The sequence below is a fragment of the Vibrio sp. MA40-2 genome, assembly GCF_047302445.1.
GTDB lineage: Bacteria > Pseudomonadota > Gammaproteobacteria > Enterobacterales > Vibrionaceae > Vibrio.
The window spans coordinates 1,482,021-1,498,825 of sequence record NZ_CP178627.1; the positions used below are offsets into that span (position 1 = coordinate 1,482,021).

Below are 16,805 nucleotides of genomic sequence, written 5' to 3' on the forward strand. Positions count from 1 at the left end.
AACTAATAAGGGCTAGTTTTGCTAGACTTAGCCCTTTAATAGTAGAAATGCAAATATACTAATGCGAATTTGTGTCGATTGTATCGATTAACAATCGTTGAGCCATAGATGTGCATCGAACTCACAATCAATGATAATACCGTAGTCTATTTTTAGTTTTTTCTCGATTACTGCCATTTCTCTCCAATCTGCTTTGTCCAATGCTTCGGACAGCATCAGCAGTAAACCAAGTACTCCTTCTCTTTGTAATATGGCGTTTTCAATTGTTTTTGATAAATGCAGCGAAACCAGTATTTGGTTCAATTCGCAGTCTAAAATCCCATCGATAAGAGATAATAAACCACATAAATAAGCCTCATTGGCCATTTTTTTATATGATGTTTTTGCAAGTAAAAGTTCAAAGAACTTCGCTCTGTGTAGAGACATATAAAACAGCTGTTTGGGTTTTGTAGGGTTAATAGCCAAGAGTGCAGTATAGGAAACAAATTTTCTTATCTGATTTGCACCAAGGTAAGCTAAAGCTTGGCGAAATGAGTTAATCGGCGCACTAATATGGGCGCTAGAGTTAACGAAATTTAATAATTGCAGTGAAAAAACCGCATCTTGAGAAATAATGTCTTCTATCTGTTTGAAATCTATTTCTTCATCTGCAATCGCTTTACAGAGTTGTATACTCGTGTTGAGAGAGGAGGTGATTTTGTTATTAGTGATGATTTCTGGTTTATTAAAAAAGTAGCCTTGAAACAAGTCAAACCCTGCTTCTTTAGCAAGGTGAAATTCTTCATAGGTTTCCACTTTTTCGGCAATATATGTGATACCAAATTCGCGGTGTTTTTCAACAAAAACTTTTGCTTTGTCTAGCGAATAAACTTGCAAATCAAACTTAATAATATCAATAAATGGGTAAAACACTTGCCATCTTTCATCCGGCACAAAGTCATCAAGTGCAATTTGATAGCCTATTGATTTAAGTTCCTTTAAGGTATCTAAAAGTTCCTTATTAGGTTCACAGGTCTCTAGTACTTCGATAATGAAGTTGGGCTCTACAAAATCAAGCGGAATTTTTTTGAGTAGTGAGACACTGTCAAAATTGATGAAACCTAATTTACCATTCAGAATTTGTTGCTGTCGGGTAATAAATTGCTCAATTAGGATACGACGAGTTGCAAGATCTGAGTCAATGTCAGGAAAGGCATTTCTCACGCTATTACGATACAACAATTCGTAACCAATTATATTTATATTTCGATCAACGATAGGTTGTCTAGCGGTATAAGTATACTGGTTAGTTTCTGCGCTTTTGTTTGTTTTTTTCTTCATAATCGCTTGTTTACTCATAGAGATAGCGTGTTCACAATACTATATGATAACTGTTATAAAATTTTTATCTTTAGACTTCAATCAATACAAATGACTTATTTGTCATTAATGTTCAGTTATTACTAGTTTATCGTCTCTTTTTCATTTAATTTGTCATTAATGTTCAGTTATTACTAGTTTATCGTCTCTTTTTCATTTAATTTGTTACTGTTCATGCTTTGTTGCGTCAATGTACTGTTAGTGTTCAGTTTACAAATATGCAGCAAAACATATTGTACTAAACAATATTAGTTTATGCTAATTAAGTTATTTTGTTATTCAGGAGTTTATAAATCGTGCAAGTTGATTATTTTGTCAACCGTTCAATTACTGCTGAGCAATTTGTTGAGCTACTGCAACAAACCACATTAGGTGTTAGGCGTCCACTTGATGATAAAGATTGCATTAATAGCATGTTGAGCAATGCCGACCTATTAGTTTCAGCCTGGGTGGATGAGCGACTAGTTGGAGTCGCACGTTCTGTGACCGATTTTTCCTTTTGTTGTTATCTATCTGATTTGGCTGTATCTCAAAATGTTCAAGCCAGTGGCATTGGGAAAGAATTGATTCGGCATACTTTTGGTGCCTTACAAGACGGCTGTAAATTAATATTGTTATCAGCGCCACAGGCAACGGAATACTATCCAAAAATAGGTTTTACGCAACATAATAGTTGTTGGTTGATGTCGGATGTGAGCGAGTTGCGTTAGAGAAAAATGCCCTTACGTGGATTTTCCATCTAATCGTTAGCCAAAAGATAGGTGTTGCAATGATCCTATCACCCCAAATGACCGTATAATACCCGATAAGTTTTCTATCGTTATGTAATCCGCTAAAGGCAGTGTTAACTGATTACGCCAATTTAATTCGATAATTTTTATTTTTAGCACAATGTGGAGGTCTGTTATCTTTTTCAATAAGAAAAAAGCCGAGATTATACCTGATCCAAATTTAGAGCTTATTCATGCGTTGAACCAATCTTTAGCCATGATTTCGTTTGATACTAAAGGGAATGTCTTGGACGCGAGTGAACCATTTTTATCTCTAATGGGTTATTCCATTGATGAAATTCAAGGTAAACATCATTCGCTATTTTGTGCAAAAAAATTGGTTAACTCCGCTGAATACACGCGATTTTGGCGCGATCTTTCTTCCGGAATAAAGAAAGGTGGAGTTTTCTCTCGCTACGCCAAAGGAAATAAAAAGGTCTATATTGAAGCAACCTATTGCCCAGTGTATGTCAATGGCGAGATCGAAAAAATTGTCAAAATTGCATCAGATGTGACCGAAGCTCATATAAAAAATATCCTTAATCGAGAACTGTTGGAAGCGTTAGATCAAACATTTGCGACTATTTCATTTTCTCCAGATGGTACGGTTCTAGATGTAAATAATATTTTCTTAAAGGCTTTGGGTTATTCAAAGGATCAAGTTGTCTCACATCATCATCGAATTTTTTGTTTTGATGATTTTTATAAAGAAAATCCAGATTTTTGGAAGAAACTACAATCTGGTCAGTCGTTTACTGGTCGTTTTCTAAGAAAAAGCCGCCATGGTGATAAGGTTTGGATTCAAGCCTCTTATACGCCTATCGAGAATGAACGTGGTGAAATTTATAAAGTGGTAAAATTTGCTTCCGATATTACCAACGAAGTGATGAAAGAAGAAGCAACGGTACAAGCAACCTCTATCGCTTACAGCACCGCAATTGAAACTGCTCAGGTAGCCGCTGATGGTCAATCTTCGCTTGCTTCAACAAGAGAGTTATCAAAAAATGTGGTTAAAGATATCGATAATTCTGAGCACTTGATCAGTCGATTAAAAGAGTTATCTGGAAGTATTGAAAATATCGTTCAAGTTATTGGTAACATTGCAGATCAAACTAATCTCCTGGCATTAAACGCAGCTATTGAGGCGGCGAGAGCCGGTGAGTATGGACGAGGTTTTGCAGTTGTTGCTGATGAAGTACGAGTGCTAGCTTCTCGTACTTCAGATTCCACAGAAGAAATTAGCCGAGTGGTATTGGAAAATTTATCTCTTACTAATGAGATATCTCAGTCGATGGAGAAGATTAGTCAGTCATCAACAGAAACTAATGACAGATTAGAAAATGTATCCTCTCTTATTGAAGATATACAACAAGGTGCTAAAGATGTTGCTAAGTCGGTTTCTAATTTGACCTAAGTTTAAATCAGAATTAAAGACGCTGTGTATTGCTTGTATTTGGCATTGAACAACGAGTATTAAGCAACCAGAAAGCCGAAGTTTAGGGTATGTATTTTTCAGATTAACTCATAGAGATTAAAAATTATGCAACAAGCGAGTCAGCTATATTTAGATGAATATTTGGCTTCATTGCCTAGTAACCTTGCACAGCAATACACCTCTTTTAGTGCCGATTATTTTTGTGCTGATGAGCACAATGCTAATCTTTGTGCTGATTTAATCCTACGCGGAGAAAAGAAGGCATCATGTAGTATGGCGTATTGGTATCGTCACGAAGGTGAAATTATGCCAGAGATTGGTCACCTTCAAGTTGTGACCAATTGGGATGGAAAACCAATTTGTATTATAGAGTTAACCTCTGTTAGTTTATGTCAATTTGACGAGGTAACGGCTCAGTTTGCTGCTGAAGAAGGTGAAGGTGATAAATCGTTGCAGTGGTGGCGTGAAGCACATTGGCGCTTTTTTAGCCTTGAATGCGAAGAATTAGGCATTGCACCGAGCGAAGATATGTTGTTAGTTTTGGAACAATTCAAGGTCGTCTACCAATGAAGTAATAAGGTTTTATTTGGGTAATAAACACTAAGTCTTAAAAACTTTCATTTTATTGATGCTAAATATTCCATAATGAATTGCATTTTTATGTGATGTAAGTCACATCAGAATAGTTAATAATCCTTCCATCGAGTGAGAGCGGAGGTTACTCCACCAAGTTGTCACTCATTATTAACAGACACTTTAAAGGGTAAAAAAATGAAAAAATTAACTATTCTAGCCGCTACCGCTCTTCTTAGCACAACTGCATTTGCTGGCAACCAAACGGTATACAGCGAAGCAAACCTACATACAGATAGCTTTAACTCTAAAGCAGCAGCATATCAAGCTGGCTTCGATTATGTTGACGCATTGCACACTGCAAGTGGTTCTGAACTACGCTTTAAGTTAGCACCTATCGGTCAGAATGTTATTTCTAACATTACGCTTGATGATACTGCTGTTACTATCAAAGAGTTCTCAGAAACGCGTGGCGAAATTTCTTATCGTGCTATCGTAAATGTTGATTATCACTTTGATGCTCGTGACAGCAGCAATGACTAATTGAGTTGAGTCTGACCTATATTTTTATCTTTGCCAATTTCAGTGGTACAGATAATAAGTTGGGTAGAATATAACTGACTTGACTATAAAAAAGCCAACAGATTTAATTCTGTTGGCTTTTTGCTTGTTAAACTATCCTCAGTATTAATTTTCAACAGCTAAAAGCTGTTCCTACCTTTCTAATAGGTGTGAACTACTCAGCGACAGTAGAGCTGATCACTGGTTTTTCGTCCACATGCTATAAATTAGAAGCGATAGTTAACGCCTAAACGTACATCTCGTCCCGCAGCATAAACGCCGGCAACGCTTTCAAACCCAGGGAATTGTGTGAAATCGCCTATACTTGAGTGGTCACGATAGTATTCATTAAACAGGTTGGTAACCGTGAAATTAACATCAAGATCATGATTGTTTAGTGGATACCACTGCAAATAAATGTCGTGAACTTGATATCCTGGTTTATCAATCGTCGAGCCATCGTCCACATAATCGTTGTCAACTTCTAGATTATTTAGATCGGCAACGTAGGTATAGTTCCAGCCGATCTCTACAGCAGGATTGACACTATATGTAAGGTTCAAACCAAAAGTATCGCCTCTCGAATTACCAATACCAATATGATCATACCCATTTAGTTCTTGTCCGTTTAACTCTGAATCAACCGAGCTGAAACTGGCAGTTGCAGTCAGGCTTTGGTACCAGTATATAGCTTTGAGTTCATAACCTTGAGTTTTGAGTTGACCTACGTTTTCATATTGGCGGTTTTCTACGTCAATAACATCATCGATGGTACTTTGGAATATGGTTGCAGATGCTAACCAATCGCCTTGGTAATATTCGACGCCTACTTCCGTATTTTCAGCGGTTTCTTCTTGTAGATCAGGATTTATTGAATATGAATCCAGGGTGAAGGTATCGCCAACTTGTTTACCACGTAAAGCTTGAGCGTACCCGGCATTGAGTTTTAGTGCATCGGTGATTTGGTAATTAAAACCGATATTTGAGCTGATACCATCACTGTCTAATTTTGTATCTGTAGACAGTTGATCCATTTGATATTTGTCATATCTGAGACCAAAACTCAACAGCAAATCTTGAGTAGCTTGCCAGTGGTCTTGAGTATATAAACCGAATACGGTTCCTTCCTCAGTTACAGCAGGCGCAGCGCCAGATTCTAGAGATTTTGCGGATGCTTCGTCTAAGCGATATTCAATGCCGTAAGTTATCGAATGTTGTTTGATATTACTCGTATTGCGTATATCGAAACCGAGTGTGTTTACTTCACCATTATATTTTCCATAAACTGCATCTTGCGTTACTTCCGCTTGAGTGTAATAAATGGAATTTTCTAGGTTAATCAGCTCGTTATAATCAAGAGTATGATTAACTGTAAACGTGTGACGCTCGGTTTCTAATGGATAAAGCGGATCATCTGCCAATGTTGGCCAGTTGGGACGCTGACCGAATTCACCATCTTCATTACGATTTTCGTAGCTCAGAGATAGTGTTTGATTATTTGTGATATTGCCATCAATTTTAATAAACGCTAGCGTTCTGTCCGATGACGTACCATAAATCTCATCATCGTTTCCATCTTGCATATTATCGTTACTGGTTGTAACAAATGATCCGAGTAATCCCCAGTTTTCATTGATTTCACCATATAAGCTAGCGCTTGTTTTGTGGCCATTGTTGCTAAAGTAGTTTGCGCTTACTGTCCCACCAAAGCTGTCACCGGGTTCTAACAGATCATGAGCACTCTTAGTTTTAAATCTAATCGCTCCTCCTAGTGCACCAAAACCACTTGTGGCTTCACCTGCTCCTGCTTGTACTTCCACTGTTTTAAGTAAATAAGGATCAATTGATAAGCGTCCAATATGGTGAAATAAAGTACTTGTTTGTGGGGCGCCATCTACGGTGACATTAAGATAAGTATCTTCTAGTCCTCTCACGTAAACTTTTTGTGCAACACTGACTGAACCACCAACTGATACGGATGGGTCGGTGCGAAAGATGTCTTCGATATCTTGGGCCTGATAACTTTTTAACTCGGAATCTGTCACTGAAAAATTAGTAAGTTCACCAACTACAACTACCACGTCAGAAGTCTGATGGTTGGTTTCTAAAGTCGATTCAGTCTCGTTCGCTAAAATGACGGGTGAGGCTAGAGAACTCGCAATGCTTATTGCAAGTAATGATACTTTGGAGTCCATATTTATATTGTTCCATTGTTATTATTTGATTTTATTAATCTGATTTTTGTTTCTATACTCAGATACCACTCAAATGCGAATGATATAACTTATCATTCGCATTGTGTTTTTAGCATACAAAATTGAAAATGTATACTTGGTAGGCGGTTTATGTGGACTGGAACAACAAACTATTTGAGATAAAGTATATAAATATGTACGCACCATTTTTGCAAAAAAAACAATATATTGGTGCAATAAAAGAATTGGTTTAGCCTGAAAGTGTATAAAAATAGACAATGTTTACTTGGCACATGTTTTGCTGGGTTAGTTTGGCTAGTCATGTTGTTGGTAACTCATTTTGCCAAAACGATCTTATTTATTATGAATTTTGATACAGCGTCAAATTACAAAGAGGTTCCAATGAAAAAAATATTTTTGCTGCTATGTGCTTGTTTTTGGTTTTCATCTAGTGTCATGGCGAAAGAATGGAAGGAAATACGATTTAGCGTAGAAGGGGCTTATCCACCTTTCAATTGGACAACAGAAACCGGTGAACTAACGGGTTTTGATGTTGATTTAGCTAACGCTATCTGTGATGAATTACAAGTTAAGTGTGTTATAGGCAAGCAAGATTGGGATGGGATCATTCCCGCATTACTGGCTAGAAAACACGATGCGATTATTGCTGCAATGACGATAACAGCAGCTCGTGAGAAAAAAGTCAGCTTTTCTAGACCTTACGCGTTTGTTCCTCAGCGATTTATTATGGCTAAAGAGCGTGAAATTGACCTGAGTGAAGAAAGTATGGATGGTCTAGTTATTGGTACGCAACGTGCCACAATTGGCGACCAATATTTAACTCAAGCATATCCAAACATTGATCTTAGAAGATACAATACTTTTGACGAAGCGTTTGCCGATTTAATCAATGGTCGATTAGATACAGTCTTTGGCGGTGCGCTTGGACTAAAAACGGGTTTATTAGATACCGAAGAGGGTAAAAATTTCCATTTTACCGGCCCTTCTTATACTGAAGAAAAGTGGTTTGGCAAAGGTATTGGTATCGCGGTACGTAAAGAAAACAAAGATCTTATTAAATTGCTTAACAAAGGCTTAGATGCTTTGATCGCGAATGGAAAACATGAAGCGATAGCAAAGAAATATTTCTCGTTTGATATATCCGGCGCAGAATTAAAGTAATTTTGGTTATTAACATTTGGTTATTGACAACCGCTAGTTTTGATCAAAGCTAACTGCTGCGTATGTTGATGTTATTCAAAGTGATAAGGTGCTCAAGTTAACTATTATGATTTAGCTTGAGCATTGTTCCCTTAGGTTTGTTCCCTCGATGGGTAAATAGAGCATCGTTTATTAGCCAACGGATATATTTTATCTGGTTAATAACGTCCTCGGTACTAACTCAAGACCTGCTTGGTAGCGTTTAGCTGATGCATTAAGAGCTGAAGTGAGGGCACTGTCCGCAATAATTTCAAATTGTTGTGGAAGCGAATTAATTTTCAAAGGCAGAAAATCGAGTAAGCGGTTATCACCAAACGTGCCTATTTTAAGATGTTGCATTAAATTTGGGTGTTCTAATAGTACGTCAAGTACCCCTTCTAACAAGGTATAAGAGGTCGTTATTATCGCATCTGGAACGGTTTTTTCTTCTATCCATTTTTCAAAGATTAGCTTTCCTTGTTGGCGATTAAAGTGTTCACCGTAACCAATAACTGAACGTTTATTTTCGGCTTTGGTAACGGATTCGAAGCCAAGTTGCCGCTCTTTAGATATATTCAGTTCTGGTAGTGCACCAATCAATCCGATGGTTTTAACGTGTTCCGACAGTATTGAACGCGTTAGCTCTAAAGCTGCATTGAAATCTTCACTAATTACACAAGCAAAACATTCGTCATCTAAAGGGCGGTCAATCGCAATAATGGGTGTGCCGTTCTGTTGAATTTTTAAATAGTGTTGACTGGCGTTGGGTAAGCAACTGGCGACAAATAATGCTTCAATCCTGCGACTAACTAATGCATCTACTAAGTTTTCTTCTGTTTCAGGATCATCATCAGAACAGCCAATTAAGATCTGATAACCGGCTTTACGTGAATTCTGTTCAAGTAATTTGGCGAGTTTGGCGTAACTGCTGTTTTCTAAATCAGGAATGATTAAACCGAACGAACGACTGTTGCCGGCGCGTAATGACGAAGCGGTATGATCTGGGCGATAGCGGTATTCTTCAACTACAGCCATTACTTTTTGCTGTGTTTTTTCACTGATGCGGTATTGTTTTGCTTTACCATTAATTACGTAACTTGCAGTCGTTTTTGAGACTCCCGCTAACTTAGCTACTTCATCTAATGTCATCTTGTTAACCTTTTAATGTGCGCAGGATCATAAATTCACAGCCTAATCTCTTTTCTGGGTTGAATTATACGCTGAACCGATTCAGTATTAAAGCTGAAAGGATTCAGCAAAGTTTATATTTTGACAAATTACACGGATTTTTATCTTTGGATTATGTCAAAAATAGAGATAAGGCATTTGCTGAATTTTTTTACATCATTGCTGAATCGATTCAGCAATGAGTTTAGCAAATAGACAGATGTACATACCACTGCTCTACATGAGAGTAAAAAAGGCGGAAGACAATGCTTAAACTAACCACTACAGACATTAAACTTCAGCAAGCAGCGAGTGCAAAAAAACAGGCAATTCGTGGACTGGCAGCTGACTTAACCACAAAAGGTTTAGTCGATACCGGTTATGTTGATGGAATGCTTGATCGCGAAACACAAAATTCAACTTATCTGGGTAATGGGATTGCGATCCCTCATGGCACAACTGAGACACGAGGCTTAGTAAAAAATACAGGCGTCGCTGTTCACCATTTTCCGCAAGGGGTGGATTGGGGGGATAACAACACAGTATATGTTGCCATCGGTATTGCTGCGAAATCAGATGAACATCTTGGCATTTTAAAACAGCTGACTAAGGTCCTTTCCGCTGATGGCGTTGAACAGAAGTTAAAAATAGCCAGCTCCAAAGACGAGATTATGGCGCTTTTGAATGGTGACGTTCAATTGCAAGCTGATTTCGATCTCCCCTTAGTACAAAAAGATTTTCCGGCTAGCGATATGATCCAGATGAGCGCAGTTGCTGGCGGTTTAATTAAAAATACAGATGCAGCAAGTTCCGATTTTGTTGCTGAACTAGTCACCAAACAACCGACTCATCTTGGCGGAGGGCTTTGGTTGGTGAGCAGCAATATTGGCGTTTCTCGTACTGCTATGTCTTTTGTCACTACCAGTAGCCAATGTGAGTATGAAGGTAAAACTGTAAAAGCACTTATTGCGCTTTCAGTATGTAACGCTTCGCATCAAACAATATTGGATAGGATCAGCCAATGTGTATACCAACAGCGACAAGCTGAACTTATACAAGCACCTGCGGCAACCCTCGTCGCGGTGTTCACTGGTGAAGATGATATGAGTGCTTTGTCAGCAAACCGTTCTTTGTCAGAAAGCGATACGTTGTCAGAAGAAAACCGCAACGTAGCGGTATTTAAAATAATCAATGCACATGGCTTGCATGCTCGTCCGGGGGCCATGTTGGTGGCTGAAGCTAAGAAGTTTGAATCCACTATTAAAGTAGCCAACCTTAGCGGCAATGGAAAACACGTTAATGCTAAAAGTTTGATGAAGGTAATTGGTATGGGCGTCAGTTGTGGTCACGAGTTGGAATTTGTTGCCGATGGGATAGATGCTCAGCAAGCACTCGAGGCGATTGGTGCAGCAATTGAAGCTGGCTTAGGTGAAAGTTAAGGAATAAGTATGTCTACTAAAAAAGTGGTTACCGTTACGCTTAATCCTGCTTTGGATTTAACGGGACATTTAAATAGTTTAAATGTAGGGACGGTCAGTTTAGTTAATCAAGGTGACTTTCACGCAGCAGGCAAAGGCGTCAATGTGGCGCAAGTATTATGTGATTTAGGCGCAGAGGTAACCGTAACCGGCTTTTTAGGTACGGATAATCAAGAAATGTTCTGTCAATTGTTCCAGAAACTTGGGGTGAATGATCGGTTTGTTCGGGTCAATGGCGCGACACGTATTAATGTAAAACTGGTTGAGCAATCTGGTGAAACTAGCGATATAAACTTCCCTGGAGTACAGGTCACAGCTAGTGATGTGCAGCAGTTTGAAACAGAGCTTTTTGCTCTTGCATTAGATCATGATTATTTTGTCATTGCTGGAAGTCTTCCAAATGGGGTGTCTGCGAGTCAATGCGCCGTATGGATCCAGAGACTTCATGGCATGGGTAAAAAAGTCTTTTTTGACAGCAGCCGCGCGGCATTAAAAGCGGGTCTTGATGCTAATCCTTGGTTAGTAAAACCTAATGACGAAGAATTATCCGAATTGGTTGGTCGTGAGCTTAAAACGGCAGAACAGTGTCAGGAAGCGGCGCAAGAATTGGCAGATAAAGGCATCGAAAACATTGTTGTATCGATGGGTTCAGAGGGTGTGATGTGGCTAAACAATAATAAGTGGTTTCGTTCACAACCTCCGCGTATGCAAGTGGTGAGCACTGTTGGAGCCGGCGATACATTAGTAGCAGGTCTGTGCTGGGGTCATATGCAGCAGATGGATAAGCCTAGCCTACTTACGTTTGCCACTGCGTTATCAGCATTAGCTGTTTCGCAAGTGGGGGTTGGTGTTAAGAGCCATCAAGAGCTTGAACGATTACAACAGCAAGTTCAATTTCAGCAACTTAATTAATACGAATCGAGTTTAAAAATAAGTTAACTCGATACTATAACTAGACAAAAAGGTCGATAATTATGAATATTGCAATTATTACTGCTTGCCCTAGCGGAGTAGCCAATAGCATTATCGCTGCTGGGTTACTTTCTCAAGCAGCAAAATCTCTTAATTGGAATGCAAAAGTTGAATGTCAGTCATCGGTTATAGCCGGTGAGCAACTTTCTGCCGATGATATTAGCGCAGCAGATGTTGTGATCATCGCTACCAACACGCCTATTGATACAAACCGTTTTGTTGGGAAAAAGGTGTACCAAGCGAGTATTTCAGAAGTGACCGAAGATACAAAAGCATTTCTACAAAAAGCGGTGGATAGTGCAACTGAGCTAAGCGTGGCGAAAGTAAGCACTATCTCTGCTGCTGCAAGCGCAGAGATTAGCAATAAAAAAATTGTTGCTATAACGGCTTGTCCCACAGGTGTTGCACATACTTTTATGGCCGCAGAAGCGTTAGAGAATGAAGGTAAAAGTCGTGGCCATCAGATAAAAGTAGAAACTCGTGGTTCTGTTGGAGCGAAAAACCAACTCACTGATCAGGATATCTCTGAGGCAGATTTAGTTATTATTGCAGCCGATATTGACGTTCCACTGGACCGGTTTAATGGCAAAAAGCTGTATAAGACAAAGACAGGACCTGCGCTTAAAAAAACAGCAGAAGAGATGGACAAAGCTTTTGTCGAAGCCACTATTTACACTCATTCTGGCGGTAGCAGATCTACAGCGAAGGATGAAAAAAAAGGGGTATATAAACACCTAATGACTGGTGTATCTCATATGCTTCCCGTTGTGGTTGCTGGCGGTCTTATTATTGCACTTTCATTTGTATTTGGTATCGAAGCATTTAAAGAAGAAGGCACTTTGGCTGCCGCGTTAATGACCATTGGTGGTGGTTCAGCGTTTGCGTTGATGATACCGGTTCTTGCCGGCTATATAGCTTTTTCTATTGCTGATCGGCCGGGTCTCGCTCCTGGTCTAGTCGGTGGTAGTTTAGCCGCCTCTATCGGCGCAGGTTTTCTTGGTGGCATAGCAGCAGGCTTTATAGCAGGTTATGCAGCGAAGTATATTGCAGATAAAGTGCAACTACCGCAAACACTTGAAGCGCTTAAACCCATTCTTATTATTCCATTGGTGTCGACTCTGTTTACCGGTTTGGTCATGATCTATATTGTCGGCGGTCCAGTGTCTACCATCATGTCAGCGATGACCGATTTTCTTGCTAACATGGGCTCAGCTAATGCAGTTTTACTTGGTATTATTCTTGGCGCAATGATGTGTTTCGATCTTGGTGGTCCGGTAAACAAAGCGGCTTACACATTTGGTGTGGGGCTTTTAGCGTCTGAAACATACTTGCCGATGGCTGCTATTATGGCAGCAGGTATGGTTCCTGCTCTGGGTATGGGGCTGGCTACTTTCCTTGCTAAGAAGAAATTTAATTCCGATGAGCGTGAGGGTGGTGTTGCTTCCTTTGTACTAGGTTTGTGCTTTATCTCAGAAGGGGCAATTCCATTTGCAGCTCGAGATCCAATGCGTGTGCTACCTTGTACAATGGCTGGTGGTGCACTTACTGGAGCGTTATCAATGTTATTCGGTTGTGAATTACTTGCACCGCATGGCGGCTTGTTTGTACTACTTATTCCAAACGCGATTACTTCTGTCTTTATGTATCTCATCGCGATTGCAGCGGGTACTGCTGTGACTGGGTTTGGTTACGCATTTCTTAAAAAAAGTGACAAAGCTCAGCTAGCAACAGGTTAATTTTTCTCTATCTCCGTAGAGTTTCTAGGACGCTTGAAAGAGCGTCCTTTTTTTGTAGTTATCACTTCGGTATTGATACGAACTTAAAGTGCAGGTATTTCCTTTGTTTGGTCTCGAAAAATAGCTGAGAATTCAAAAATAATACCTGCGGCTTATTGCGTATTCTAGAGTAGGTATTCACCTTCTCGTTCTGGCTGATAAGTCACGTCGGTAATGGTAACGTCAATCAAAAGGCCGTCTGGCTTAGGCCATTTAATAGAGTCGCCTACGGAAAGCCCAAGTAGTGCACTGCCAATCGGTGCGAGGATAGAAACCTTATTGCCAGAATCATCCATGTCCTTTGGATAAGATAGTACCAGTTCAAATTCTTTCTTGGTCGCTTCAATTACAAATTTCACTTTTGAATTCATTGTCACCACATTAGGCGGTAGCTTTTCTGGCGCCACAATTGTTGCACGTTCAAGCTCCTCTTCTAGTTCCTCGGTAGAAAGGCTATTACGAGGTAATGATTCAATCAGTTTGTAAATTCGGTCTACATCTAAAGATGAAAGAATAATGTCTGGTTTAGTGTTCACGCGTGTCCTCACATAATTAAAAAATCATTTATCGAACCCAGTTACTTAATGGATTCGAGATAACTAAAAATATTGCTTATTACAATTAAGCACATTACCAAGCTATTTGCATAGCCATGAGTTATAGCCACGAATATGCCTAGGTTAGTAGTAATAATCAAGTTATGACTTGTTTCCTGCGTCACAAAATAGAACCTCATCATTTTTGAAAATTAAAACGCTAGTTCAATAATAATTACGATCTAGGTCATAAATATTGTTGAGATAGTGCGGAATTTAGTGTGGATAGTCACATTTATTTTTATTCATATAAGAACGACATTGATCATATTTGTAGTTTGTTTACTATAAATGCATAATTTATGAGCAAGGAACATTATGTTAACCAAGTATTCCGCTAATCCACGAGATGTGAAGTCGTACTCAACATCACAATTGAGAGACGAATTTTTGAGTGAAAATTTATTCGAAAGATCAAAAATTAATGTGGTGTACAGCCATATTGATAGAGCCGTGGCCTTAGGAATTTGTCCTGATGGATCACCGTTGGTTGTTGAAGATTGGATAGATAATGATTCGTTTGGTACGGAGTTTTTCCTTGAACGTCGTGAGCTTGGTTTAGCGTGTTTAAGTGGAAAGGTTACTGTGACGGTTGATTCGCACGTTTTCACGCTGGATTCGTTAGATGTGCTCTATGTTGGAATGGGCGCAAAAAATATTGAGATTCAATCAGTAGAAGGTGAGGCGATTGTCTATGGATTGAGTGCCCCTGCCCACAGAACGTTACCGACAAAAATAATCTCTCAGAGCCAAGCTCGTGTTGTCGAACTTGGTTCACAACAGACAGCTAATCTTCGAGTTATCAATCAATACCTTCATCCCGATGTTATTGAAACATGTCAATTATGTCTTGGCATTACGCATTTAGCGCCTGGTAGCGTTTGGAACACGATGCCTGCTCATACTCACGAGCGAAGAATGGAAGCGTATCTCTATTTTAATATACAACCGGAGCAATGCGTATTTCACATGATGGGAGAAGCAACGGAAACCCGTCATCTGATTGTTAGAGATAAGCAATTGGTTCTGTCGCCGAGTTGGTCTATTCATTCGGGGTGCGGTACACAAAACTATAGCTTTGTATGGGGAATGTTGGGCGAAAATCAGACATTCGATGATATGGACTTTATTCCAATGAGTTCATTGTCTTAAATGATAATAATAGGAAATAACATGAACAAAACGCTGAAAAATGTACTTTTTACCACAGTAACGGGTGCGGCCATAACTGTGTCATCAATGACGTTTGCTGCCACCGAAATCAAGGCTGCGTTTAATCAGTCTGATCAACATCCACAATATTTGGCTCTCGAAGAGTTTGGTAAACAGCTAGAGTCAGCTACAGATGGGCGCTATAAAGTCACCATATATCCAAACGCACTATTGGGCGACCAACGTGCTTCTTTGGAATTGGTTCAAAGTGGCGCGGTTCAAATGGCTGTGGTGGCAAATCCATTAGTGGAAAACTATGACAATACCTTTACTGCAATCGGTATGCCTTTTGCTTACACGGGTATCGAGCACCAGGAGAAAGTGTTCACCTCAGGGATATTGGATGAGCTGTTTGCTTCAACTAAAAAATTTGGTTTTGAAGTGCTTACTGCTTATACCGCAGGTTCAAGAAACGTTTACACCAAAGGGAGTAACGTTAAATCAGTGGCTGATATGAAAGGCCAAAAAATCCGCGTTATGCAATCAAACACAATGGTAGAGATGTTGGGTTGTATGGGAGGAACGGGCGTTCCTATGAGCCAAGGTGAAGTTTATACCGCTGTGCAACAAGGTGTACTTGATGGAGGTGAGAATAATGAAGTCACTTATGCCGATATGAAGCATTATGAAGTGGCGCCTTACTTTAGCAAAACATCCCACCTTATGGTGCCAGATTTGGTTGTGATCAGTGATGATTTCATGGGTTCTGTTGCGGATAAAGATCAAGCCATAATTCGCAAATTAGCCAAAGAATCAACAATTGATGAGTTTCAAAAATGGAACAAAAAAATTGGTGAAGCACGTGCACTTGCGGAAGAAAATGGCGCGACATTTGTCGATGTTGACGTGAAACAGTTTCAAGATAGCTGTAAGTCGCTTCAGAAAACACTAATTAAAACTGATGCGCAAAAAGAACTCTCAAAAGCCATCAATGAAATGAGCTAATTATGCTGGAGCTAGGCATTTCGCCTAGCTCCACTAGGTGTAAGGAAAAGTCTAGTGGATAAATTGTTAATCTGGACAGATAAAGCTAAATCAACTATCGATTGGATCGTTGAGCGAGCCTGCATTGGTATCATGGGGTTTATTACCATTCTTGTGACTTATCAAGTGGTGACACGTTATGTCTTTAATAGTCCGAGTGCAGTGAGTGAAGTGTTGTCTCGCTATATGTTTGTTTGGTTAATACTAATAGGTGGAGCTTATGTATTTGGTCTTCGAGAGCATATGGCTATCACTTATATTCGAGATAAATTATCGCCTAAAGTTGGGGTGATCGTTGATATATTTACTGAATGGACTATTGCGATTTTTGCCTTCATTGTGATGTGGCAAGGTGGCTACAAAGCGTCGGTTCGTCAAATGTGGCAGCTTGATTCTGCCTTGGAAATTCCTATGGGGGTGATTTATGCTGCGCTACCCATTGCCGGTGTCTTAATTCTCATCTATTTCATTATTAATCAATTAAAACTCATTCATCAATTTCATAAACTTAGTATAAAAGGATAATAT

Annotated in this window: 15 protein-coding genes; 11 read left to right on the forward strand and 4 right to left on the reverse strand. The window is 39.4% G+C overall.

Annotated features, from left to right (window positions below):
- Nucleotides 1-87: 87 nt before the first annotated feature.
- Complete coding sequence (locus ACLKML_RS06520) at nt 88-1,320, reverse strand: EAL and HDOD domain-containing protein (protein ID WP_413282906.1); 1,233 nt, start codon at nt 1,318-1,320, stop codon at nt 88-90.
- A gap of 335 nt (nt 1,321-1,655) precedes the next feature.
- Between ACLKML_RS06520 and ACLKML_RS06525 the strand changes: the two genes are divergently transcribed.
- The 4 genes from ACLKML_RS06525 (at nt 1,656) to ACLKML_RS06540 (ending at nt 4,680) form a co-directional block, all read left to right on the forward strand.
- Nucleotides 1,656-2,069, forward strand: a complete 414-nt coding sequence (locus ACLKML_RS06525) for a GNAT family N-acetyltransferase (RefSeq protein ID WP_413282907.1) — start codon at nt 1,656-1,658, stop codon at nt 2,067-2,069.
- 181 nt (nt 2,070-2,250) lie between these two features.
- On the forward strand, nt 2,251-3,543 hold the full coding sequence (locus ACLKML_RS06530; protein WP_413282908.1) for a PAS domain-containing methyl-accepting chemotaxis protein: 1,293 nt from the start codon (nt 2,251-2,253) through the stop codon (nt 3,541-3,543).
- Nucleotides 3,544-3,669: 126 nt separating this feature from the next.
- A complete protein-coding gene (locus ACLKML_RS06535; protein ID WP_413282909.1) occupies nt 3,670-4,134 on the forward strand; it encodes an ASCH domain-containing protein in 465 nt (154 codons plus the stop codon).
- Nucleotides 4,135-4,335: 201 nt separating this feature from the next.
- Complete coding sequence (locus tag ACLKML_RS06540) at nt 4,336-4,680, forward strand: DUF3316 domain-containing protein (protein WP_413282910.1); 345 nt, start codon at nt 4,336-4,338, stop codon at nt 4,678-4,680.
- 245 nt (nt 4,681-4,925) lie between these two features.
- Here the strand turns inward: ACLKML_RS06540 and ACLKML_RS06545 are convergent, their stop codons facing one another.
- Nucleotides 4,926-6,893 (reverse strand): TonB-dependent receptor plug domain-containing protein, encoded by a 1,968-nt coding sequence (locus ACLKML_RS06545; RefSeq protein WP_413282911.1) that lies wholly within the window; start codon nt 6,891-6,893, stop codon nt 4,926-4,928.
- 402 nt (nt 6,894-7,295) lie between these two features.
- Here ACLKML_RS06545 and ACLKML_RS06550 point away from each other — a divergent pair, with 402 nt between their 5' ends.
- A complete protein-coding gene (locus ACLKML_RS06550; protein ID WP_413282912.1) occupies nt 7,296-8,075 on the forward strand; it encodes a transporter substrate-binding domain-containing protein in 780 nt (259 codons plus the stop codon).
- Nucleotides 8,076-8,264: 189 nt separating this feature from the next.
- On the opposite strand, the gene cra is transcribed toward ACLKML_RS06550, so the two are convergent.
- A complete protein-coding gene (cra, locus tag ACLKML_RS06555; RefSeq protein WP_413282913.1) occupies nt 8,265-9,242 on the reverse strand; it encodes a catabolite repressor/activator in 978 nt (325 codons plus the stop codon).
- Between the two features lie 284 nt (nt 9,243-9,526).
- Here cra and fruB point away from each other — a divergent pair, with 284 nt between their 5' ends.
- From fruB to fruA, 3 genes are all read left to right on the forward strand, one after another.
- Entirely contained in the window at nt 9,527-10,699 is a 1,173-nt protein-coding gene (fruB, locus tag ACLKML_RS06560; protein ID WP_413282914.1) for a fused PTS fructose transporter subunit IIA/HPr protein, read from the forward strand.
- Nucleotides 10,700-10,708: 9 nt separating this feature from the next.
- Nucleotides 10,709-11,650: a 1-phosphofructokinase gene (pfkB, locus tag ACLKML_RS06565; RefSeq protein ID WP_413282915.1), complete on the forward strand. Its 942-nt coding sequence runs from the start codon at nt 10,709-10,711 to the stop codon at nt 11,648-11,650.
- Nucleotides 11,651-11,712: 62 nt separating this feature from the next.
- Nucleotides 11,713-13,446, forward strand: a complete 1,734-nt coding sequence (gene fruA, locus ACLKML_RS06570) for a PTS fructose transporter subunit IIBC (RefSeq protein ID WP_413282916.1) — start codon at nt 11,713-11,715, stop codon at nt 13,444-13,446.
- 164 nt (nt 13,447-13,610) lie between these two features.
- On the opposite strand, the gene rnk is transcribed toward fruA, so the two are convergent.
- Nucleotides 13,611-14,021 (reverse strand): nucleoside diphosphate kinase regulator, encoded by a 411-nt coding sequence (rnk, locus tag ACLKML_RS06575; protein WP_317717106.1) that lies wholly within the window; start codon nt 14,019-14,021, stop codon nt 13,611-13,613.
- A gap of 378 nt (nt 14,022-14,399) precedes the next feature.
- On the opposite strand from rnk, the gene kduI reads away from it, so the two are divergent.
- The 3 genes from kduI to ACLKML_RS06590 are packed head-to-tail and all read left to right on the forward strand — an operon-like array spanning nt 14,400 to nt 16,802.
- Complete coding sequence (gene kduI, locus ACLKML_RS06580; protein ID WP_413282917.1) at nt 14,400-15,233, forward strand: 5-dehydro-4-deoxy-D-glucuronate isomerase; 834 nt, start codon at nt 14,400-14,402, stop codon at nt 15,231-15,233.
- Nucleotides 15,234-15,254: 21 nt separating this feature from the next.
- Entirely contained in the window at nt 15,255-16,238 is a 984-nt protein-coding gene (locus ACLKML_RS06585) for a TRAP transporter substrate-binding protein (RefSeq protein WP_413282918.1), read from the forward strand.
- 54 nt (nt 16,239-16,292) lie between these two features.
- Nucleotides 16,293-16,802: a TRAP transporter small permease gene (locus ACLKML_RS06590; RefSeq protein WP_413282919.1), complete on the forward strand. Its 510-nt coding sequence runs from the start codon at nt 16,293-16,295 to the stop codon at nt 16,800-16,802.
- Nucleotides 16,803-16,805: the final 3 nt, after the last annotated feature.